16 protein-coding genes and 1 pseudogene are annotated in these 19,181 nt (G+C 70.7%); 5 read left to right on the forward strand and 12 right to left on the reverse strand.

Annotated elements, in window-relative coordinates:
• Positions 1-396 precede the first annotated feature (396 nt).
• The 5 genes from CA984_RS30735 to CA984_RS30755 all read right to left on the reverse strand — a co-directional run bounded on the left by CA984_RS30735 (position 397) and on the right by CA984_RS30755 (position 5,517).
• Positions 397-1,494 carry a beta-ketoacyl synthase N-terminal-like domain-containing protein gene (locus CA984_RS30735; RefSeq protein WP_242676266.1) on the reverse strand — a complete coding sequence of 366 codons (1,098 nt, stop codon included), beginning with the start codon at positions 1,492-1,494 and terminating at the stop codon, positions 397-399.
• 5 nt (positions 1,495-1,499) lie between these two features.
• On the reverse strand, positions 1,500-2,723 hold the full coding sequence (locus CA984_RS30740) for a beta-ketoacyl-[acyl-carrier-protein] synthase family protein (RefSeq protein WP_086576996.1): 1,224 nt from the start codon (positions 2,721-2,723) through the stop codon (positions 1,500-1,502).
• Positions 2,716-2,991, reverse strand: coding sequence for an acyl carrier protein (locus tag CA984_RS30745; protein WP_086576997.1), 276 nt, complete (start codon positions 2,989-2,991; stop codon positions 2,716-2,718). The genes CA984_RS30740 and CA984_RS30745 overlap by 8 nt, the downstream gene beginning before the upstream one ends.
• 119 nt (positions 2,992-3,110) lie before the next feature.
• Positions 3,111-4,085 carry a hypothetical protein gene (locus tag CA984_RS30750; RefSeq protein ID WP_133061823.1) on the reverse strand — a complete coding sequence of 325 codons (975 nt, stop codon included), beginning with the start codon at positions 4,083-4,085 and terminating at the stop codon, positions 3,111-3,113.
• 283 nt (positions 4,086-4,368) lie between these two features.
• On the reverse strand, positions 4,369-5,517 hold the full coding sequence (locus CA984_RS30755) for a nucleotide disphospho-sugar-binding domain-containing protein (protein WP_086576999.1): 1,149 nt from the start codon (positions 5,515-5,517) through the stop codon (positions 4,369-4,371).
• A gap of 291 nt (positions 5,518-5,808) precedes the next feature.
• On the opposite strand from CA984_RS30755, the gene CA984_RS30760 reads away from it, so the two are divergent.
• Together CA984_RS30760 and CA984_RS30765 are read left to right on the forward strand one after the other, a co-directional pair.
• Entirely contained in the window at positions 5,809-6,795 is a 987-nt protein-coding gene (locus CA984_RS30760) for an ATP-binding cassette domain-containing protein (protein WP_086577000.1), read from the forward strand.
• Between the two features lie 20 nt (positions 6,796-6,815).
• On the forward strand, positions 6,816-7,625 hold the full coding sequence (locus CA984_RS30765) for an ABC transporter permease (RefSeq protein WP_086577001.1): 810 nt from the start codon (positions 6,816-6,818) through the stop codon (positions 7,623-7,625).
• Positions 7,626-7,688: 63 nt separating this feature from the next.
• On the opposite strand, the pseudogene CA984_RS49390 reads toward CA984_RS30765, so the two are convergent.
• The 3 genes and pseudogenes from CA984_RS49390 to CA984_RS30780 all read right to left on the reverse strand — a co-directional run.
• A pseudogene (locus CA984_RS49390) lies at positions 7,689-7,796 on the reverse strand (RICIN domain-containing protein); the annotation flags it as partial.
• A 21-nt stretch (positions 7,797-7,817) separates the two neighbouring features.
• Entirely contained in the window at positions 7,818-8,930 is a 1,113-nt protein-coding gene (locus tag CA984_RS30775) for a phospholipase D-like domain-containing protein (RefSeq protein ID WP_165781477.1), read from the reverse strand.
• A 219-nt stretch (positions 8,931-9,149) separates the two neighbouring features.
• Positions 9,150-9,521 (reverse strand): SchA/CurD-like domain-containing protein, encoded by a 372-nt coding sequence (locus tag CA984_RS30780; RefSeq protein ID WP_086577003.1) that lies wholly within the window; start codon positions 9,519-9,521, stop codon positions 9,150-9,152.
• Positions 9,522-9,728: 207 nt separating this feature from the next.
• Between CA984_RS30780 and CA984_RS30785 the strand changes: the two genes are divergently transcribed.
• On the forward strand, positions 9,729-11,324 hold the full coding sequence (locus CA984_RS30785; RefSeq protein WP_086577004.1) for an FAD-dependent monooxygenase: 1,596 nt from the start codon (positions 9,729-9,731) through the stop codon (positions 11,322-11,324).
• A gap of 38 nt (positions 11,325-11,362) precedes the next feature.
• Here the strand turns inward: CA984_RS30785 and CA984_RS30790 are convergent, their stop codons facing one another.
• From CA984_RS30790 to CA984_RS30805, 4 genes are all read right to left on the reverse strand, one after another.
• Positions 11,363-12,145 (reverse strand): SDR family NAD(P)-dependent oxidoreductase, encoded by a 783-nt coding sequence (locus CA984_RS30790; RefSeq protein WP_086577005.1) that lies wholly within the window; start codon positions 12,143-12,145, stop codon positions 11,363-11,365.
• Positions 12,146-12,173: 28 nt separating this feature from the next.
• Entirely contained in the window at positions 12,174-12,875 is a 702-nt protein-coding gene (locus CA984_RS30795) for an SDR family NAD(P)-dependent oxidoreductase (RefSeq protein ID WP_086577006.1), read from the reverse strand.
• A gap of 69 nt (positions 12,876-12,944) precedes the next feature.
• Positions 12,945-14,144: a cytochrome P450 gene (locus tag CA984_RS30800; protein WP_086577007.1), complete on the reverse strand. Its 1,200-nt coding sequence runs from the start codon at positions 14,142-14,144 to the stop codon at positions 12,945-12,947.
• A gap of 48 nt (positions 14,145-14,192) precedes the next feature.
• Complete coding sequence (locus tag CA984_RS30805) at positions 14,193-14,861, reverse strand: TenA family protein (protein ID WP_086577008.1); 669 nt, start codon at positions 14,859-14,861, stop codon at positions 14,193-14,195.
• A 198-nt stretch (positions 14,862-15,059) separates the two neighbouring features.
• Between CA984_RS30805 and CA984_RS30810 the strand changes: the two genes are divergently transcribed.
• Complete coding sequence (locus CA984_RS30810; RefSeq protein WP_086577009.1) at positions 15,060-15,812, forward strand: SDR family NAD(P)-dependent oxidoreductase; 753 nt, start codon at positions 15,060-15,062, stop codon at positions 15,810-15,812.
• A gap of 1,362 nt (positions 15,813-17,174) precedes the next feature.
• Complete coding sequence (locus CA984_RS30815; protein WP_086577010.1) at positions 17,175-19,040, forward strand: AfsR/SARP family transcriptional regulator; 1,866 nt, start codon at positions 17,175-17,177, stop codon at positions 19,038-19,040.
• The last annotated feature ends 141 nt before the right edge of the window (positions 19,041-19,181 follow it).

Genomic DNA, 19,181 nt, shown 5'->3' on the forward strand with positions numbered 1-19,181 from the left:
GAGTGGTAGCGGCGGCCGCCCCCGGCACGGCGAACTCCAGGAGCCGGTCGCCCCCGGCACGGTGAACTCCAGGAGCCGGCCGCTCCCCGGTGCGACGGACTCCAGCGGCTCGGAGATCGGCTCGGGCGGGATCCGGCCGGACCGGAGGCCGACGACACGGGTCAGCCCCCGGTCGTCCCGCTCTCGGGCGCGGCACGGCGCGCAGCGCGGTGAACCGGGCCTCGTCCGCCTCGCACCCACGGCCAGGCTTCGTGACCTGGCAGGTCAGGGGCTCTGCGTACCTCCATGTACCGCTCCGGCAGCCGGTCCGCCGTCACTTGTGCGATGCGCGAGAAGCCCTCCGAAGTCGACCGTGGCCGGATGCGYCGTCGATGACCGGCCCCGGGGGGGGACCCGTCAGAGGGCGGGGCGGCGCACCACCAGGCAGCCGACGTTGCCGTCGTCCCCGACAGAGGTCACCAGGGCCGCGGGGCCGATGGCGGCGCCGGCCCGCCACTCCGCGAGCAGCCCGGCGATCTGCAGAGCACCGCTCGCGCTGAAGCTCTCGCCCACCAGAGCGGCCGTCCTGATCTGATGGGGCGGCAGGTCACCCAAGGCGCCGCGGACTCCGTCCTCCTCGGCCGGTCCCAGACCACGGAGACCCGTCGCGCTCAACGAGACCGCGGTGACCGCCTCAGCGGGCACGCCGCTGCGCCCCAGGGCGCGCTCGACGCACACGGCCAGGCCGCGGCGCACATCGGACATGCCCAGGGTGCCGACCTCGCAGGCGAGCAGCTCGGCCAGCGGCGCCCGGCCCGCCGCGGCGGCGCCCTCGGACGTCTCGACGACGAACACCGCGGCCCCCTCGCCGACGGCCGCGGCCGGCGTGAGCGCGCCCGACAGGTACCAGGCCCATGCGGACTGGGGGCACAGCTCCTCCACCGCGCCGACCAGGGCGCGGTCGACATGCCCCTGGACGATCGCGTTGCGGGCGTACCGGACCGCGGCCAGAGCCGACACCCGGCCGTCGGCGATCGTCGCGTTCACGCCGCGGAGCGCGTTCCAGATCGCGATCTGGCTCGCGCAGAAATTCATCACCGAGTTGGGGAAGAAGCTCGCCCGCACCAGATACGGCTTCTCCCGCACGAGCGTCTCGCGCGAGAACTCGCTGGAGCTGCGGATGCTGCCCGTACTGGTCCCGATCACCACGCCGGTCCGCGCGCGGTCCCGGTCCGCCAGCGGCGCGCCGAGCCCCGCCAGCGCCCGGTTGCTCGCCACCAGAGCAAGCTGCGTGGTCCGGTCGAGGGACCGGATCCCCTTCCTGCCCAGGTACTCCTCCGGCCGGAGGCCCGGCGTCGCGGCCAGCGGCATGGGCGGGAACTCCCCGCCGATCGCCTCCAGATCTGCCTCCTCGCGCCCGGTCCCGTTCACCGCGGCGGCAAGCGGCTCCAGGCCGACGCCCGCGGGCGAGACCACCCCGCAGCCGGTGATCACCAGAGGAGCGACGGTCGTCATGGTCGTCACGCGGCTCTCCCCAGGATCGTGATCGCGTTGTTGCCGCCGAAGGCGAAACCGTGGTTCTGCACGATCCGCGGCGACGCCGCGCGGCCCGTGCCCGGGACGCAGTCCACGCCCGGGCCCAGCGCCGGATCGGTCTCCGTCACGTTGGCCGTGGGCGGCAGGAAGCCGTCGTGCAACGCCATGCAGCAGATCAGCGCGCCGAAGCCGCTGGCGGCGCCCATCGTGTGGCCGATCATGGATTTTATCGAGCTGATCGGCGGCAGCTCGTCGCCGAAGACCTCCCGCACCGCCCTGACCTCGGTGGCGTCGTTGGTCGGGGTCCCCGTGCCGTGCGCGCAGATGTAGTCGATGTCCTCCGGGCGCACGCCGGCGTTGCGGTGTGCGGCTCGGATGCACTCCGCGATGCTGGTCGGGTCGGGCGCGACGGGGTGCCTGGCGTCGCAGTTGACGCCGTACCCGAGCACCTCGGCGTAGATCCGCGCCCCGCGGGCCACCGCGCCCTCGAACGGCTCCAGGAACAGCGCCACACCGCCTTCGGCGGTCAGGATTCCCGAGCGGTGGGTGTCGAAGGGCCGGCACACCGACTCGGCCAGGGCGCCGAGCCGGTAGAAGCCGGCGTGCTCCCACCGGTTGACGGAGTCGGCCCCGCCGCTGATCATGAATTCGGCCTCGCCGGTCCGGACCATGTCGTAGGCGTATCCCAGCGTGTAGTTGCTCGCCGAGCAGGCTGTCGCGATGGTGTGTGCCTCACCGGTGAGCCCGAGTTCGGCGTTGACTGCGGTGGCGATCCGGCCGGCCGGGGCCTGGCGCACCAGTGCCGGGTCGAGATCCTTCAGGCCTCCGTGGACCCACTGGCTCGTGAGCGCCTCGATGACCGCCGACTCGCCGAGGGTGGTCCCCATCGCGGAGCCGGCGCGGGCGGCCGAGACCCGGCCGGGGTCGATGCCGGCGTCCGTCAGCGCCAGCCGCGCGGCCGAGGCGGCGAAGAGGCTGCTGCGGCCCCACTCGCCGATGCGCAGCCTGCGCAGCAGCCGTTCCGGCTCGAAGTCGTGGACCTCGCCCGCGAAGGTGTAGGGGAACCCGCTGGCGTCGAAGCTCCGGATGGGCGACACGCCGCTGCGCCCCTCGCGGATGGCCTGGGCGAAGGTACGGGCCCCCGTTCCGAGGCTGCTCACCGCCCCCAGGCCGGTCACCGCCACGCGGCGCGGGGCGCCTTCAGGCATCGAGGTCCGCCTCGTCCGCGTAGCGCGTCACGAGGCCGAGGACGGCGTTCAGGTTGATCATCTCGGGGAGGGCCTCGCTGGGGATGTGCACGCCCATGTCCCGCTCGATGCTGGCGATGATGTCGATGGCCAGCAACGAGTCGGCGCCGTGGTCGTTCACGAAATTGCTGGTCTCCGTGAGCTCACCTGGTTCGAGGTCGAGAACGTCGGTGAGGATGTCGCGCAGCTGCTGGAGCCGCTCGTACCGGGTCGTTGCCGCTTGAGACATTGTTCTTCCTTTTCGAGGAGGTGCGACTTCGAGGAGGCGCGACTCGGATCTGACCCGTGCCGTGCCGTCTGGGCGACCGCGCGGCCGTCGGTCGGCGGACTCCCACGGAGCGGCGGCTCTCACCGCGGGCGCGGCACGCTCCCGGCGGCCGGCGGCCCTGCGAGGGCCTGGTGGATCATCTCCGCGGCCTGCCGGTTGCCTCCGTCCGTGAAGTGCACGGTGTCCGCGAAGGAGTCTCCCGTGAACCGGTCCGCGGCCAGGTTCAGGAAGGACACCTCCAGACCGGCGCAGCCCTCGGCGAGCCGGTCGGCGTAGGAGTCCCAGTTCTTCTCGATGGCGCTGTGCAGGATGCCGAAGACGGGGGCGTCGAAGTCGTAGCGCTCCCTCTCCTCCGGGGTGATCGCGCGCGTGCGGGAGCTCGCGAACGGCTGGAGGCAGAAGAGGATCCGGGTCCCCTCGCCGGCCGCCCGGGACAGGAACGCGAGGTCCCGCAGGCGCCTGCGGGCGGCCTCCTCCATCCGGGGCAGGGTGTCGGCGAGGTCCCACGCGGCGGGTTTCCGGTGCGTACGGCGATAAGCCTCAAGATCGGGGAGGGACTTGCCCGAGGCGAGCGTCGCGAGGTCGAACAGCGGGACCTCCGCCAGCTCGGCGAACGTGCGCTCGTAGGACACGGTGCCGAACAGGTTGTCCGGGGTCAGCGAGCCCACCAGATTGACGAAGTCGGGGCCCCCGCCAATGATCACCACAGTGGACGCGGCGTGCAGGAAAGGCATGGCGGCGATCAGCTCCTGGAGGGAGACGGCCGCGCAGAGCCCCAGGTTGAGCTGCCGGACCCCGGTCAGGAAAGCGAGATGCGACGCCGGGGTGGCGCTGTCGGAGCTCGCCGCGAGACCGATGGCCACCGAGTTGCCGAGCACGAGTCCGCCCCCGCCGGCGGAGAGCCAGGCGGCGCTGTCGACCGTGCCGAACGGTGAGTCGGAGAGGCGGAAACCCTCCTCATCGGTGTTGAGCACGGCCGAACGGTGACCCGGAGCAAGGGTGAACCCCAGAAAGGGATGCAGGTAGAGGTCGAGGCCGTGCCTCTCGAGCAGCATCCCCCCGCGATGCCGCTGCGCGAAGGATTCGTGTTCGAAATTGGGAGAGGAGTTCATGTGGTGCTCCCGTACCAGGTCTCGAAAGGATTGACAGCTCGTCTCCGGTACCACGCCGTATCCGGCCGGGACCGCCGCGGAGCCCGTCGCGGATCGGCCTCACGCCGCTGGAGGCGACGCCTGTGACCCGGTCCGGCTTTCCGCTCGTCCCGGCCGGTCTCGTTCAGAGACTCGCACCGGAAGATCGAGCGCGGCTCGTGGACGGCTCGACAGCGGCCGGTGCCGGTCACCGCCGGACGGCACCCGTCGCGAGGAGTTCGAGCTCGCGCACGACCCGCGCCGGCGACGGCTGGCCGTGCATCTCCTGCCGCAGCCCCTCCGCGGCGGCCCGGTAGGCGGGGGTGGCCAGCAGCTCGGCCAGCCGATCGCTGATCGCCGCCGGGTCCTCCACCGGTGCCGCGAGCACGACGCCGGCCCCCGCCTCGGCAAGCCGGCCCGCGTGACGGACGTGGTCGGGCAGGCGCGGCAGGAGGAGCTGCGGCAGGCCGTACGCCACGGCGGTCAACAGCGTGCCCGCGCCGCCGTGGGCGACCACGGCGTCACACGTGGGGAGCAGCAGATGCAGCGGCGCGGACTCGGCGACGCGCACCTCGGACGGCAACGGGCCGAGCAGCGCCCGCTGGCCGGGCGTGACGGCCACCACCACGTCCACCTCGAGCGCGCTGATCGCCCGTACGGCCTGGCCGGCGAGGAAGAGCCCGGGGTCCACGCGGCTCAGCGTGGTGCCCCAGGTGACGCACACGCGCGGGCGGCCGGACGGCGCCGGCGGCTCCGGCGGCAGCATGCCCGGCCCGTTGTGCGGGACATAGCGCACCGGCAGCCGCCGGGAGCCGACGGGCACCTGAAGCCCGGCGGGGCACGGGTCCACGGTCGCCACGCCGAACGGGTCGACGGTGTCCAGGCCCAGCTTCCCGGACAGCGGGCCGAGCGCGTCCGGGAGGAACCGGCCGACGACGCTCATGAGGTCGGTGCCGTACAGGTGCCGCACGGCCGGGATGCCCAGCGCGGCGGCCGCCAGCGGCCCGGCGAAGGCCGTGGGCTCGAACACGACGAGGTCGGCGCGCCAGCTCCTGCCGAGTTCGACGAGGTCGTCGACCATGGCCTCCGCCAGCGCGGTCAGCAGGCCGAGGACACGCGGGCCGCCGGCGCCCGGCCGGTGTCCCGGCGGTGGCAGCACGATGTCCCGGAAGGTCGCTACCGCGTCCACGTCGCGGCCGACCGACGCCCCGGGCAGGCCGGTGCGTGAGATCGCGTCGGTGAGCTCCGGCTGGCTTGCCACCAGCACGTCATGGCCGGCGGCCCGGCACGCCCACGCGACCGGAACCATCGCGTACAGGTGTGACGGCCATGCCCAGGCAGTGAAGAGTATGCGCATCCGCCCATGGCAGCACCTGCCGCTTGTCGACGCCTCCACCGCCGCTCAAGGCCGGGCGGTCACCATCTTCTCGTCACGGACGGTGAACGGGGGCCTCCCCCGGAAAGCCCGGCGGGACGGACGCCGGCCCGCCGTACGGGCGGGTGAACGGCTTCGATTTCCGGTGTACCGGCCGGAGAGCGATGCCGGTCGGACGCCGGCGAACAGAGACGGCGCCCGGCCGGAACGCCTTTCGAGATATTACTTGACGGGTCGGCAGGCCACAGACAACATGACGTTCGAGGTGATGCAATGGCGGAGCTCACGATCGAGGCGCGGGGGCTGGTCAAGCGTTTCGGCAGGAGGACGGCTCTGGACGGGCTTGATCTCGCGGTCGAACCGGGCCAGGTCGTGGCGGTCCTGGGCCCCAATGGCGCCGGGAAAACGACATTTGTCCGGGCGGTGGCCACCCTGCTGCGCCTCGACGGCGGCACGCTGCGGGTGGCGGGCTTCGATGTCCGGCGCGAGCCGGAGGAGGTCCGCCGCGCGATCGGGCTCGCGGGCCAGTACGCCTCGGTAGAGCCGGCCATGACCGGACGGGAGAACCTGGAGATGGTGGCGCGGCTCTACGGCCAGCCGGCCCGCACGGCCCGCGCCGGCGCCGCCGGCGTCCTTGAGCGCTTCGGCCTCGCGGGTGACGCCGACCGGCTCGTACGGACCTATTCCGGCGGGATGCGGCGCAAGCTGGACCTGGGAGCCAGCCTGGTGAGCACGCCCCGCCTGCTGCTGCTGGACGAGCCGACGACCGGGCTGGACCCGCGCTCCCGCATCGAGCTGTGGGACGCGATCGACGGTCTCGTCGAACACGGGACCGATGTGCTGCTCACCACCCAGTATCTGGACGAGGCGGAACGCCTGGCCGGGCACATCGTGATCATCGATCACGGGCGGGCGGTGGCCTCCGGGCCGCCTGCCGAGCTGAAGCGGCGTGTCGGCGGCAACGTGCTGGAGGTGCACGTGCGTGACCGCGCGGACCTGGCGGCGGTCGCCGCCGCCCTGGTCCGCCCCGGTCACGCGGCGCCGCAGGTCGACGAGGCGACCCGCCGCGTCAGCGTGGGCGCGGGCGACGGGGACGCCGTCGGGGGGCTGCTGGCCGGTCTGCGGGCCGTCGAGGACGCGGGGGTGGAGCTCACCGGCATCAGCGTGCGCCAGCCCGGGCTCGAAGAGGTCTTCCTCGCGCTGACCGGTCAGGACGAGGTGGACGGGATGCCCGGCGCACGCGGCAAGGCGATGCGATGAGATCGGGAGAGGAGACGGCCATGACCTCCGTCGCGGCCGCCGGCCGGCGCAGGGCGGGCCTGGCGACCGGCACGGTGCTCGTCGCCAAGCGGGCCGTGCTGACCTTCCTGCGGACGCCCCAGCTCGTCATCGTCGGCACCGTGCAGCTGGTGGGGTTCCTGGTGACCTTCCGCTACGTCTTCGGCGGGGCGTTCGGGACCAGCCGGGGCCTGCCCTACGTCGACTTCGCCGTTCCCGGCTTCATCGCCGCCGGAGTGCCCTTCACCCTCATCGGCACCGCCGTCGTGATGGCCGAGGATCTCCGGAGGGGGTTCGTCGACCGGCTGCGCTCGCTGCCGTTCCCGTCGGCGGCCGTGCTGACCGGACGCGTGCTCGCCGACAGCGTGGTGCTCACCTGGAGCCTGGCGATCGCGACGCTGGTCGGTTTCGCCATCGGCTTCCGCCTGCACGGCTCGATCCCGCAGGGGCTGGCGGCTTTCGGGCTCTGCCTGGTGTTCGGGCTCGCCTTCAGCTGGGTCTTCATCACCCTCGGCCTGATCGCCGGGAACGGACAGGCCGCGCAGGGCATGGCGATGCTCGTCTTCCCGCTGACCTTCGGGTCGAGCGCGTACGTGCCGGTCGAGACCATGCCGGGATGGCTGCGCGCGTTCGCCGACAACCAGCCGGTCACGTGGATGGCCAACGCCGTACGGGCGCTCACCCTCGGCGACCGCGCCCAGGACTTCCTCGGCCACAGCGCCGCGTACTACGTCACGTACTCGCTGATATGGGCCGCCGGCATCATGATCGTGTTCTCCGCCCTGGCCGTGGCCCGCTTCCGGCGGAGCTGATCCGCCTCCGCGGCGTCCCCGGCCGGTCCCGGGAGGTCGGACGGATTGCTGTTCCCAGATCTGGGCGGGGTCGCCGTCGCAGGGATACTGCTGGACGTTCGTGCCGTCGGCGACGCCGGCACCGGCGACGTCCGGGCACCTGCCGCTGGCGGGGTTGACGTACCGGTAGATGCCGCCTGCCCCGCCGGACGATCAGGAGGGCGCGAACAGCTCGACCCGCGAGTGGGCCTTCATCGCCTCGAAGTTGGCGTTGTAGGCGTCGTACAGACCCGACACGGTCGTATTGCCGACCTTTCTGAGCGTCAGCTGCACCTCGTCGGCGCCGCGGAGTGAGCCGTTGGTCATGTTCGGGCTGCCCGTCCAGACCTGCTTCGCACCGTAGGAGTCCCTGACCAGGATGTACTTGGAGTGGACGAAGGTGGACGTGTAGGCCGCCCTGTCGTTCCAGGTCGTCACGCCCGCCGCCTGGAGCTGGGTGATGACGGAAGGGCTCTCGTCGGTCACGACCTGGACGTCGCAGCCGCGGGTGACCGCGGAGGCGAGCGCGGCGATCACGGGACGCTTGGGCGGGCTCTCGCGGGACCAGTCCGGGACGGCGATGCGGATGCTGCCGTGGTTGGCGCCGTCCTTGCAGTCGGTGCCCCCGATGAGGGAGACGACCGGGTCGCCGCTGCTCTTGGGATAGAACTGCACGTCGGAGTCATTGGGGGAGCTGACGTATCCACGCCGGGCCCAGTAGTCGTTGTCACGGGCGGTGTTCGTCCACAGGTCGGTGAAGAAGCCACGGAGGTTGACGGAGAACGGCGAGTCCCACGGCAGCCCGCCGTAGACGACGGCGTTGTTGGCGGCACTCCAGCCGCCCGCGTACTTGGCCCAGTTCTGCGACGTCACCAGGATGACGTTGCCGACCCCGTCCGTCTGGTCGAAGATGATGAACTTGCTGTGCTGGTCGTAGGCGCCGAAGCAGCCGCCGCCGCTGTCACCGCCGACCACCGTCCCGCACTTCTTGATCCCCGACGTCGTCCCGTTGAAGGCGGTCTGCAGCTGGGTGATCGAGCTCTCAGCGGCGTACCGCCCGCCGATGACGAGCTGTACCTTGACACCTGGCCTGGCCGCGGCGTTGGCCAGGGCGACGCGGATCGGGTTGGGCTCGGCGCCGTTGTCCTCCTTGATGGCGAAGGCCGCGACTTTGATCGTTCCGGTGGCCTTGTTGATCAGGTCCACCGCCTTCGCCTCGATGGAGCGATCGTTCGGCAGGGTGAGGATGACCTCACTCGCGACCGCGGCATGGGCCGGCCCTGCCATCACGGTGATCATGCCTGCCGGTAGCAGTGACGTGCAGAGGAAAGCGATCCAACGTCGCATGGACAAACCTCTCGCCAGGGGATTGTCTGCGCACACTAAAGGAGAGTTGATCAAGCCGCTACAGGCCATGGTAAGCAGGAGATGTGGCCCCGGCCTCTAGCGAAATCATTTCTGTTATGGCAGGCGTGTATGCGGTTCCAGGTCCTTGCTGACGAGGACCTACAGCTGCCGGGGCACCGACAGCTGGGTGACGCAGCGCAGCATGCTGCTCTTGAACGTCCGGACGAACCCTTCGACCGTGGTGGTGTCGCGCGGCGCGTTGAGGTACGGCCTGAGCTTGCGTTCCACCTCCTGAACGCCCGGCTGGGCGGCCATGTGCCGCGCTACCGCGTCCAGGTCGCCCTCGAACTCGATGAACCGCACCAGCAGGCTGTCCCTGATGAACACCGCGGTGGCCAGGATCCGGCCCGCCTGCCCGCCGTCGGCGCCGGGGACCACAGCGGATTTCGGCCGCTGGAAATCGCTGAACACCTCGGCGACCCTGTCCTCGTTCCCGCCTTTTATGTCATAGGTGATCGCTACGAACGGCATCGCATTCTCCCTCGGCATCCGTTGGTGTACCGAGAATGCGCGGCCTGGCTCGGATGCCGCTCGATCGGCGGTCGGCCGCATGCGCCGTTCAACCGCCCCAGCGATATTCGAGCCGGCCGTGGAAACCTCACAGGAGGAAAGCTGGAGGTCGAATATGCCGAGCAACCGGTTGGCGCACTGGGAAAGCACCGGAAAAGGGAGGACGAGATGACCTCGCATGACGAGACCACGCCGGTCCTCATCGTCGGCGGCGGTTACGCGGGCCTGGCGTCCTCACTGTTCCTGTCGCATCACGGTGTGCGCTCGGTGCTGGTGGACCGCCATCCGGCCGTGTCCATCCAGGGCCGCGCGCGCGGGATCAACCAGCGGACCATGGAGATCTACCGCCCGCTCGGCATTGAGGCGCGCATCAGGGAGGTCGGCCGGCCCTTCGACGGGGAGGCGGGCGTGGTCCGCTGCGAGAACCTCGCGGGCGAATGGAACTGGATCCTGGAGGAGGACACACGCGGAGCACTGCCCGAGCTGACCGCCTGCGAGTTCGGCATGGCCGACCAGCGCAGCGTGGAGCCCATCCTGATCGACGCCGCGCGCGGCAGAGGCGCCGACATCCGGTTCGGCACGCGGTGCGTCTCGGTCGAGGCGGACGCCGACGGCGTCACGGCGGTGACCGAGGACCGCGGCACCGGGCGACGGCGCACCGTGCGGTCGGACTACCTCATCGCGGCCGACGGCTTCCGCGGCACCATCGGGCGGCGGCTGGGCGTCTCCCGCTCCGGGCCGGGTGTCACCCAGCACTGGGTGACCTTCGTCGTCGAGGCCGACCTGTCGGAGATCGTGAGAAAGAGAGCCCTGTTCTGGATCGTCGTCAACTCCGAGATCGGCCTCGGCTCGTTCCTCACCACGGCGGTCCCGGACCAGTGGGCGATCAGTGTCGCCTACGACCCCGGGAAGGAGCCGGCGGCCGGCTTCACGCCCGAGCGGTGCGCCAGGGTGGCGAGGGCGGTCATCGGCCGGGACGTCGCCGTCAGGATCCTGGACATCGCGAGCTGGGAGGAGGCGGTCGGGGTCGCCGACCGGTTCCGCAGCGGCCGGGTCTTCCTCGCCGGGGACAGCGCGCACGTGTGGCCACCGGCCGGCGCGATGGGGGCGAACGCCGCCGTGCAGGACGCCCACAACCTGGCCTGGAAGCTCGCCGCCACGATCAACGGCTGGGCGGCTGACAGCCTGCTCGACTCCTACGGAGCCGAGCGCCGTCCGGTCGCGGAGGCCCTGGCCGACATCACCGTACGGCGCCAGCAGGCCCGGTTCGGCGGCGATCCGGGCGGCGACGACGTGGACGACGTGCTGTGCACCCTCGGCCAGCGGTACCGGTCCTCGGCGGTCGCCGGCGCCGGGCACGGCACGGTCTACGGCGACAAGCTGGAACAGCGGGCCGTCCCCGGCACGCGCGCACCCCATCTCCGGTTCGAACTGGACGGCGGCACGATCGCCGTGCACGACCTCTTCCACGACGCGTTCGTCCTGCTCACCGGGTCCGCCGGCACCGCGTGGACGGACGCGGTGAGCGAGGTCGCCGGCCGGACCTCCATCCCGCTGCGGGCCTACCGCGTCGGCCCGGCTCCGGCCGGCGCCGAGCTGGTCGACCTCGACGGCAACTGGCAGTCCCGTTACGACCTCGGCCGTGACGGCGCGGTGCTCGTCCGCCCCGATGGTTACGTGGCCTGGCGGAGCGCCTCTCCGGGCGGAGACCCCGCGGCGCTGCTCACCGACGCGCTCCACCGCCTCCTCGGCACGGCGGGCTGACTCGACGGCGACGGCGACGAACGCCGCGGCCGGACCTCTCACGCCGGGCGGTTGTAGTGCGCCGGAGGCGCCATACCGGCATCGATCGTGTAGTCCGAACCCGTTATGCTCCGCACCCTGCCGGACGCCAGCAGCACCACCAGTGCCGCCACCTCGTCGGGCTCGATTATCTTGCCGGTGGACAGCCCGGCCATCTTGGGGACCGACGCGAGAAACTCCTCCGGTGACAGCCCGGCTCGCCGCGCGATCTCCGGATTCGTCCAGAGCCGGGTCCGTACCGGCCCGGGAGAGATGGTGTTGACGCGGACGCCCAGCGGGCTGAACTCCGCGGAGAGCGCCTTGCCGATGTTGGCGAGCGCGGCCTTGGCCGCGGAGTAGTGGGCGAGGCGGGGATCCACCATGCTCGCGTTCATCGATCCGATGTTGACGATCGCGCCGTTGCGTTCGATCAGGCTGGGCAGCGCCGCGCGGGTCGCCCGTATCGTGGTGAAGACGTTGAGCTCGAACGTGTGCTGCCAGACCTCGTCCTCGATGTCGAGGAATCCGGCCGCCAGCTTCACGCCGCCACCGACGTTGTTGACGAGTACGTCGACGCCGCCGAACTCGGCGAGCGCCCGTTCCACCAGCAGCTGCGGCCCTTTCGGGGTGACGAGGTCGACCTCGAACACGTGCGGGGTGGCGGCGAGCAGCTCCGGGGTGATGGTGCGCGCCCCGCCGAACACGTCCGCGCCCGCCGAGGCGAGCGCCTGTACGACCGCCAGCCCGATGCCGGCGCCGGCGCCGGTGACCACGGCCTTCTTACCGGAAAGGTCGAATTCCATGCCGTCTCCTGTTCTTGGGACGCGGGCCTCAGCCTTGGCCGCGTTTCTCGGTGAGGAACTGCCCGGTCGGCCCGCCGTCCGGAAGGGTCGCCACGTCGGCGATGAACCGGGCCGCCTCTTCGGGAGTGGTCTGCTGGGTCGGCATCATCCTGGTGCGCACCCGTCCCGGGTTCACCGCGTTCACCAGCACCCCCGACCCGGCGGTCTGGGCGGCCAGCATCGTCGTGAGCCCGTTCAGCGCGCTCTTCGATATCGAGTAGCCGGGCGCGCCGGTGAACAGGGCGCCGCCGAATTCGGCGGTGGTGCCGCTGGAGATCAGCACCACGCGGCCCCACCCCCGGCCGACCATGGGCGGCACGAACGCCTGCGCCACCCGCCACGACCCGAGCAGATTCACCCGCAGCGTCCGCTCGACGAGTTCGAGCGGCGCGGCCAGCGGATCGGTGCCCGCGTCCAGCAGCACGCCGGCGTTGCACACCAGCACGTCGACCGGGCCCGTCTCCTCGCTCAACCGGCTGGCGCCGTCCGGATCCGTGACGTCCAGCTCGTGCGAGCGCGCGCCGGGACCGATCCCGGCGGCCGCGGCGCGGGCCTCGTCGGCGTTCCGCGCGGTCACCACCACTCGCAGGCCCCGGCCGTACAGCTCGGCGGCGACCGCGCGGCCGATGCCGCGGTTGGCTCCGGTGACAAGAGCGGTGCGCCGCCCGGCCGCCGCGTCGCCGTACGTCATCCGTCCACCTCCACGGGGTAGCGGGCCGGTCGCGTTCCGGAGGGGCCGGCGCCGGCTCGGATCATCCGGTCACCAGGTGACCGGGATCTCGCTGAAGCCCTCCATGAATCCGCCGAGGCCCCGGGGCAGAGCGTCGGCGGGGACCGCGAGGCGGATGTCCGGGAACCGGCGCAGCAGGCTCTCGGTCGCTACCTGGAGTTCCATCCGGGCCAGCGCCGCACCCACGCAGTAGTGGATGCCCGCGCCGAAGGTCATGTGGTGGTTCTCCTTACGCCGGATGTCCAGCGTGAAGGGGTCGGTGAAGACGCTCTCGTCCATGTTGGCCGACTCTTCCGACAGCAGGACGCTGGACCCGCTCTTGATCATCGTGCCGTCGGACAGCTCGATGTCCGTCAGCGCGTAGCGCAGCGTGCCGATCGAGGACCCCATGATCTGCGTCCGCAGCAGTTCCTCCACCGCCGACGGCACCAGCGAGTAGTCGGCCCGGATCTCCTCGACCAGATCCCGCCGGTGCAGCAGCACGGCGGTCCCGGTGCCGATCTGGCTCGCCGTGGTGACGTAGCCGGCGATGAGCAGGCTCTGCGTCCAGAAATGCAGCTCGTGCTCGGAGAGCCGGTTGTCGTCCTCGTCCCGGGCCTTGATCAGGGCGCCGATCAGGTCGTCCTCCGGATCCGCCCGCTTGGCCGCGATCAGCTCGACGAGGTAGTCCCACAGGCCCTTGCGGCATTCCTCGACCTCCTCCGGCGGCAGCTTGGTCACCGACAGGAATCCGTCCACCAGCCTGCGGAACTTGTTCCTGTCCTCCGGCGGGATGCCGAGCAGCTTGCAGATCACCAGAATCGGCAGCGGGAAGGCGAGCGCCTCGTTCAGATCGACCGGCCCCCGCCCCTCCGCCATCTTCTCCACCAGGTCGTCGGTGATCGCCTGCGCGAACGGGCGCAGCAGCTCTATCCGGCGCGCGGTGAACGCCTTGGTCACCAGACCGCGCATCCGCGTGTGGTCCGGCGGGTCGGCGTCGATCTCGGGGTCGACGAACAGCTCGTTGTCGGCGGAGATCCTCGCGACACCCGGCCTGGCTATGTTCTTGCTCAGCCGTTCGTCCGCGAACAGCCTCCTGACGTCCTTGTAGCGGGTCACCATCACCGCCGTGTCGCCGCTGGGCAGCCTGACCTCGACGAGGGCCTTCTCTCGCAGCCCGCGCAGCCCGTCGGGGACCTCCATCGGCGGCGTCCACTGGAAGGGGTAGGGGATCGGACTTCTGGTGTTCATCTCGCTGGCGACCTTTCTCGTCGGCTGCGCGTGTCCAGGGCCCACGTGTCACACCGGCCATGAGGGCTGCCGTATGCAGCATTCGGCGAACGCCCATTCGTAACGGACGCTGATGGAGAACTGCTCGACGAGCAGCCGACGCTCCCGGGCCGAGCAGCTCTCGCCGGCCCGGTCGACCATGTCGAGGAACGCCCGCACCGCGTACCCGTAGGACTCGCCCGGGTGGTAGACCTCGATCCACGGCAGGTAGCGGGAGCCGGGCACCGCGCTGTCCCTCAGGTTGTCGGACACCTCGGCGTTGAACCACACCATGGGGAGCAGCGCGCCGATGCCCGCGTAGAAGGACCGCGCGCCGGCGGCCGCAAAGAACGACATGTGCGCCTGGGTGGACGGGTCCGCCGCGAGCCGCGCCCCGAGTTCCGGCAGGCCGAGCTCGCCCGCCAGGGTGGTGTAGGCCTGGCGCAGCCTGTCCCTGGCCATCAGCGTGCCGGCGACCGACTGCCCGAGCAGGAGCGTGTCCGCGTCGTCCGGGGCGGCCGCCGCGCACCGGGCCAGGGCGCGGGCGTAGGCGGGCAGCAGGAACCCGGTGTCCTGCCGCACGAAGTGGGCGAGCGCCTCCGCCGGTAGCGAGCCGTCCCGGAGGCCGGACCAGAAGGGGTGGTCCTGCACCTTCCGCAGCAGCGGGTCCCTGATCTCCATGAGTTCTTCCTGCAGCATGGGCCTTCCTCCGTCACGGTGCGGACTCCGGTGGGGACGGTATCGGCCCCTGCTTGACGCCTCCTGGAGTTCCGGCCCCGGCGCACCCGGCCGGCGCGCTCCAGCCTTCTTCGAGCCCGGTGGCGGAGAGTGATGACTGGCATGTCCTCGATGCCGGGCAGCAGACACAGCCGAGCGGCGGAGCCGGAGGAATACGCGATGGACCTTGGCCTGGAAGACAAGCGGGTACTGATCACCGGCGCCACCCGCGGCATCGGCCTCGCGACCGCGCGCGTGTTCGCCGAGGAACGGGCCCGGGTCGCCATCACCTACCACACCTCCGACGCGGTGGCCAAGCGTGTGGTCGAGGAGCTCGGTGGCGACGACCGGGCGTGCGCCCTCCGGTGCGACCTCGCCGATCCGGCCTCCATCAGGGAGGCGGTGGGCGCGGTCGAGAACCGCTGGGGCGGGGTCGACGTCGTCGTGGCCAACGCCCAGACGTGGATGTGGGTCAATCCCGAGGACATGCCCGCGTACCAGGACTTCCCCATGGACTACTGGCTCGCCCGGTTCCGCGAGAACGTCGAAGGCCACATGTGGACCGTCCGCCAGGCCCTGGGCGGGATGCGCGAACGCGGCTGGGGGCGGATCGTGCTGCTGTCCTCGGTCACCGCGACCCACGGGAATCCGGGCTCGGAGCTCTACAGCGCGGCCAAGGCGTCGCTGCACGGGTTCGCGCGGGCGCTGATGTGGACCCGGGACGGCGTGCTCGCGAACGTGGTCGCGCCCGGGGGCACACTGACGGAGAGCCTTGAGGCGGTGGCTCCGGAACTGCTGGAGCAGGCGGCACGGGAGACTCCGAGCGGGCGTCTGAGCACCGCCGAGGAGGTCGCGCGCGTGATCGTTTTCCTCTGCTCCGAGGCGAACGGCAACATCAACGGCGAGGTCGTCCACACCGCCGGCGGGCGCTGATCGGCCAGGGGCCGGCATCCGGCCGGCGCGCCGGACAGCTCTCTCCTCCCCCTCCTTCGCGGGACCGGGTCTCCCTCCTTGGCGGGACCGTTCGTCTCCTCGGGCGAGTCATCTCCGCTGCTCGGGCAGGTCATCCCCGCGGGCGGGGCCGTGGTGCGCGCCGTGACCACGCCGGCCGCCGCCGCGCCGACACCGCCGGCGAGCGGCTCCCCGTGTGGAGGCTCCGCTGTCCTCACGCATGAGGGGGAGCGCGACGGCGCCGTCCCGGCCGGGAGGGCGCCGCATCCGGTCGCGGCGGCACCGGCCCTGAACGCGGCGGCGCGTGTGCCCGCCCAATCCTGGCCGTCCTCGATCGGCCGCGGCGGATCGGCCGTTGCGATGCCGTGTCACGCGTCCGGGCATTAACACGGCGGATCGCGGAGACCAACCGATGTCATGAGCCGCGGCCTCAACCGGCCAGGCCCGTGGAACTCGTCGGTTGTTTGTGCTTACGCTACATTTCACATGCCACGATCACCGCATTTACCGCGTTCTCGATCCAGCGCGAATGATTTGTTGGCGCACCCCGTCTTCCAGCGGATATATCACACAGTAATCACTCGACTACGTCCTGACCGTAAAGCCGCCCGGAACCGGCGACACCACCGGACCCACCAGGCGTCCCGAGAGCGACGGACACCCCGCCCGTGGGACACGAACCCGCAAATCCGCCTACCACCAGCGAAAACACTCCGTCGGCGATCACCTGGAAACGGATATCTCCCCCATGGACATCAGGCACCCCACCGGAAACGACCGCAGAGAGCAACCCGGGATCACACTCCGCTTAACTTGAGCTTACGCTCAGCATGCCGTTTCGTCGCATCCGATAATATCGCGGAGCGGAGTCGGATCAGGACAGTCGGCGCATTCCAGACGGCATATTGAAACGGGGAAGAATGCGACTAGGCTTGGCCTCGGGTCAACTTGGAAGCAGCATCCACCATCACTGCGACCCGACTATGGACCGCGTGCATATTCACCTGACAGACCCTTGACCCGACCGCTGTACGGCACGGCCGACGTCGTGACCTCCGGGACTCCCCCACCCGGAAATCCGCCTTACCGGGAGCGGGACCGACCGGGCCGGCACACAGGCCACCAAGGTCAACGGCCCGGGACCGCGACAGACGGCCGGCGAAGATCGTAGATAGCCAGGTCTGGGTGACATCTCGAAACAGGCAAGAAACGGGGGCGAAACGGGGATGGAAAACACAATGAGGTCAACTAGGCTTCGAGTGTATTTCTAGTGGGCCGAGGTTAGCATCCTAGGCGTGTGCTCATTGTGAACATATGTGAACATATGTGATCGGAGGGGGCAAAATGGGTTTCTGCATTCTCGGCCCGCTAGCCGTAACCCATGAGGGCCGGGATATCACTCCGACGGCACCCAAAGTCCGTCAGGTCCTGACGTTTCTTCTGGTGCGCAGGAATCAGATTGTGCAAGTCAGCGAATTCGTCGATGAGCTATGGAGCAGCCATCCGCCGGACAGCGCCATGACGACTCTCCAGACCTACATCTACAAGCTCAGAAAAGACGTGCTGGACCCCTCGGGGCTGGCCCGCCTGCACACCCAGCCGTCCGGATACCTCCTCGACGTCGCCGACGAGGCCATCGACGTCTGCGACTTCGAACGGCTGTCGCGGCAGGGACGCCTCGCGCTGGAGAAGGGCGACCCGCTGCGCGCCAGCGAGCTGCTGACCGAGGCGCTGAGCCTGTGGCGCGGTCAGGCACTCGTCGGCGTCACCGCAGGAGAGATCCTGTCCGCCCACGTGACCCGCCTGGAGGAGAACAGGCTACGGGCGCTGGAGATGCACATCGAGGCGGACATGCGGCTGGGGCGCTACCAGGAGCTCATCAGCGAGCTGAAAGTGCTCGTCTACACCTACCCCCTCCACGAACGTTTCCACGGGGACCTCATGACGGCCCTGAACCGGTCCGGACGCCGATATGAGGCGCTGGAGGTCTATCGGCAGCTGCGTGGGGTGCTGATCGACGAGCTCGGGCTCGAACCGTCCACCGCCATGCAACGCCTCCACCAGTCACTGCTGAGCGCCGACTCCGCCGACCCGGCCAAGGCCAGGCCGGCCCCGCCGGTGGCCACCGCCACGCGGTATGCCGCCACCTTGACCGTCCCGGCACAGCTCCCGCCAGACATATCCGACTTCACCGGCCGGACTGAGCCTCTCGCTCAAATCCACCGGATACTCGCCGCCGGCCAGGACAACCGCACCACAGCCCGCGCGGTGTCCATCTGCGGCATGGCCGGAGCGGGGAAGACGACTCTGGCGCTGCACGCCGCCCACCTCAACCGGGCGCAGTACCCCGACGGGCAGCTCTTCGCGGACCTGCGCGGCGCCTCCGCCACCCCCACACCGCAGACCGACGTCCTGGCCAGCTTCCTGCGCGCCGTAGGCGTACCCGACCACCAGATCCCCCCCACCCTGGAGGAGCGCAGCAACCTCTTCCGCACCTGGAGCAACGGCCGGCGGGTCCTGGTCATCCTCGACGACGCGCGCGCGGCCTCCCAGGTCGCCTCGCTGCTGCCCGCGACACCCCAGTGCACGGTGATCATCACCAGCCGCGAGGGCCTGCAGAGCCTGCCCGGCGTGCAGACCGTGGAACTCGGCGTCATGAACCTGACCGAAGGCGTGGAGCTGCTCGGCCGCATCATCGGGACCGGCCGCGTCGACGCCGAGCGGGAGCAGGCCGAGAAGATCGTCGATCTGTGCGGGCACCTGCCGCTGGCGCTGCGGTCCGTCGGCGCCCGCCTGGCCGCCGCACGGACCTGGCCCCTGCAGAAGATGGCGGCGCTGATCGAGTCCGGTCCGGCCCCCCTCGACCAGCTACGGTTCGCGGAGTTCGACGTACGGGCCGACTACGACGACACCTACTTCCGGCTCGATCCCCACGATCGCAGCGCTCTCCGTCTCCTCAGCCTGCTCCCCCCGCAGGACTTCACCGCCGCGACAGCCGCCGGCCTGCTCGGCAGCGCCGCCGACGCCGTAGAGGCCCAGCTCACCCGGCTGGTCAGCTGCCACCTGCTCGACGTCAAGTCAGAAGGCGGCATCGACGGCATCCGCTACGAAATGCACAAACTCACTCGGCTCTACGCAAGGGAACGGCTCAACCGCGAGTTCATCCAACCCGAGATGAGCTCTCCCCCGCAGCACGACCACTCCACCTGAGGCTCCCCGGAGCGGACCTCTCCGGCGCGCGGCGGCGGCCGTACGGCTCGAGGGCGGCTTGAGGGGGCCCTCGGGCGGATGGGCGGGAGGGTGCGCGGGATCAGTGAGCTGCCAGCGATCGACCAGCGGCACGGGGTCTGC

Source organism: Streptosporangium minutum, from assembly GCF_002149035.1.
In the GTDB taxonomy this organism is placed as follows: Bacteria; Actinomycetota; Actinomycetes; order Streptosporangiales; family Streptosporangiaceae; genus Streptosporangium; species Streptosporangium minutum.

What these genes read in the sequence shown, in the direction of transcription:
- CA984_RS30800 (WP_086577007.1), bottom strand. Translation starts at nt 14,144, where the DNA reads ATGAACACCAGAAGTCCGATCCCCTACCCCTTCCAGTGGACGCCGCCG.
- CA984_RS30780 (WP_086577003.1), bottom strand. Translation starts at nt 9,521, where the DNA reads ATGCCGTTCGTAGCGATCACCTATGACATAAAAGGCGGGAACGAGGAC.
- CA984_RS30815 (WP_086577010.1), top strand. Translation starts at nt 17,175, where the DNA reads ATGGGTTTCTGCATTCTCGGCCCGCTAGCCGTAACCCATGAGGGCCGG.
- CA984_RS30760 (WP_086577000.1), top strand. Translation starts at nt 5,809, where the DNA reads ATGGCGGAGCTCACGATCGAGGCGCGGGGGCTGGTCAAGCGTTTCGGC.
- CA984_RS30765 (WP_086577001.1), top strand. Translation starts at nt 6,816, where the DNA reads ATGACCTCCGTCGCGGCCGCCGGCCGGCGCAGGGCGGGCCTGGCGACC.
- CA984_RS30755 (WP_086576999.1), bottom strand. Translation starts at nt 5,517, where the DNA reads ATGCGCATACTCTTCACTGCCTGGGCATGGCCGTCACACCTGTACGCG.
- CA984_RS30785 (WP_086577004.1), top strand. Translation starts at nt 9,729, where the DNA reads ATGACCTCGCATGACGAGACCACGCCGGTCCTCATCGTCGGCGGCGGT.
- CA984_RS30740 (WP_086576996.1), bottom strand. Translation starts at nt 2,723, where the DNA reads ATGCCTGAAGGCGCCCCGCGCCGCGTGGCGGTGACCGGCCTGGGGGCG.
- CA984_RS30805 (WP_086577008.1), bottom strand. Translation starts at nt 14,861, where the DNA reads ATGCTGCAGGAAGAACTCATGGAGATCAGGGACCCGCTGCTGCGGAAG.
- CA984_RS30745 (WP_086576997.1), bottom strand. Translation starts at nt 2,991, where the DNA reads ATGTCTCAAGCGGCAACGACCCGGTACGAGCGGCTCCAGCAGCTGCGC.
- CA984_RS30735 (WP_242676266.1), bottom strand. Translation starts at nt 1,494, where the DNA reads ATGACGACCGTCGCTCCTCTGGTGATCACCGGCTGCGGGGTGGTCTCG.
- CA984_RS30750 (WP_133061823.1), bottom strand. Translation starts at nt 4,085, where the DNA reads ATGCTGCTCGAGAGGCACGGCCTCGACCTCTACCTGCATCCCTTTCTG.
- CA984_RS30795 (WP_086577006.1), bottom strand. Translation starts at nt 12,875, where the DNA reads ATGACGTACGGCGACGCGGCGGCCGGGCGGCGCACCGCTCTTGTCACC.
- CA984_RS30775 (WP_165781477.1), bottom strand. Translation starts at nt 8,930, where the DNA reads ATGGCAGGGCCGGCCCATGCCGCGGTCGCGAGTGAGGTCATCCTCACC.
- CA984_RS30790 (WP_086577005.1), bottom strand. Translation starts at nt 12,145, where the DNA reads ATGGAATTCGACCTTTCCGGTAAGAAGGCCGTGGTCACCGGCGCCGGC.
- CA984_RS30810 (WP_086577009.1), top strand. Translation starts at nt 15,060, where the DNA reads ATGGACCTTGGCCTGGAAGACAAGCGGGTACTGATCACCGGCGCCACC.